Here is a 1,766-nt window from a genome sequence, read left to right on the forward strand (position 1 = left end):
TTAGTATACAATCCAAATATATTAAACTCTTTTTTCTAAGTTTTTTTGAAAGAATCTGCTAAAGTGCTGAAGGATAATGATGTTGTAGAACATGTTTTTTTATCATAAGTGGATTGGGGGCGGAAACGGTACACATGGAACACATTATTATATCACACGCGGGCGCGTAGGCGAACGCAAGAGAGAAAAAGATGCAGAAGAAAGAAATAACAAAATTACAGTCGAATTACAGCTGAGAAAAAGACAACAGGAAGAAAGAGACAAGAAGATGATATAGAAAGAAAGCAAGAAAAAGAACGAAATGTAAAAAGAATACTAGGGATATACCACAAAGGGACATTACAAAAGGAGATTATTAAAGGGGATGGATTAAAGAGGATTATTAAAGAGGATGGATTAATTGGAATGGTTAATTGGGCATGACTAATAGAGTAATTAACAGGATATATAGAAAAATATTATAAAAGCAAGAGAATTTATTGTCAACCGTTAGAATACTTGTTCTAAGCAGTCTAACGGTTGACTATTCCATATAGATATGCCGGATAAATACTGAGTATACCGATCAGACTCTATATACAAAATCAGAATATCATTCTTTTTTAGGATTCTCGATCCGCAGGCTGACAAGTTCAACCCACTTCTTTATGCCCAAATCAAAGCCGCCTTTTTCTAATAGATGAAGAGCGCCCGCATAATGAAGGGCAGTTTCCTCCCTACTACAGTTGATCTTACAAGACAACTCACCCAGATAATACTCCAGGCGAGCCATTTGGATATAGTCCAATAAAGTATAATCACCTTCAGTTGACAAATCAATCAATTCTCTTATCAAAGCATAGGCCAGTTCACATTCCGTATAGGTTAAATCCGAGAGAGGTTTGTGCATGACAGGATGCTGAACCAGCTGAACAACAATGCGATTAAAGTCTCCGTACATAGGTTGCGTTATTTACCGCATCAGTTCCCGATGGTGCGAGGGTTTATAAAAAAGAAAGAGCGTGGAAACTATCTGCTCATGCCAATCATAGGTATCCGCTAAGACCCCCAGTGAACACAAGTGATAGTCCCACGCCCAATTGTGTATATAACAAAGTATATATGCAAAGGTGCGCGAGACCTGTCACTCATTGTCATTCACTGGTAAAAAATTAGCGGATTTTTATGATTGAATGCAACAAATAACCGTTCTCAATAAAAATATTAAAAAGTTACCTTCATCGCTCGAAAGTAAACTACGACAAAAGTAGCAATTTATATTTAGCAAACAAACAATTTTGACAAAGAAATAGGTATGAGACATAAAATTATTATAGCTATATATTGGCAACTTTCAAATCCCCACTAATTTGTCCTTACGACTTAAAGCAATGTATTGATGAATTAAACTCAGGCGGACGTTTGCCCTGATTGTATCAAAATAAAAACGCTCAGGGCAGGTTCCTGCAAACGATTTTCAATTTTCATTTCTCATATTCTCATAGTAAATACAATAACTATATATAAATCAAATGCATAACACTATGAGAAATACTTTTCAAAACGGCATTTCTCATAGTATTACCAGCGTTTTATCCATAAAACAACGTATTTCTCATAGCTTTTCATCACTTTCAAAAACATTTCTCATAGATTTTCCAAGCGATTCCAAATACTTTTTTACTTGTTTTGCAGAGTATTCAAGTTATTCTTCGACAAAACCGTAATAGTTAGGTAAGCGTCTCGGCGATGCCATATTTTCTATCTTAATTTTTCCTTTTAGCTTT

1 protein-coding gene is annotated in these 1,766 nt (G+C 35.2%); it reads right to left on the minus strand.

Annotated features, from left to right (window positions below; all coding sequences use genetic code 11):
• Positions 1-592: 592 nt before the first annotated feature.
• Positions 593-940 (minus strand): hypothetical protein, encoded by a 348-nt coding sequence (locus DW173_RS23565; protein WP_008645116.1) that lies wholly within the window; start codon positions 938-940, stop codon positions 593-595.
• Positions 941-1,766 lie beyond the last annotated feature (826 nt).

It is taken from the genome of Bacteroides sp. AM16-13, from assembly GCF_003602705.1.
Taxonomy (GTDB): Bacteria; Bacteroidota; Bacteroidia; order Bacteroidales; family Bacteroidaceae; genus Bacteroides; species Bacteroides xylanisolvens.

What these genes read in the sequence shown, in the direction of transcription:
- DW173_RS23565 (WP_008645116.1), bottom strand. Translation starts at nt 940, where the DNA reads ATGTACGGAGACTTTAATCGCATTGTTGTTCAGCTGGTTCAGCATCCT.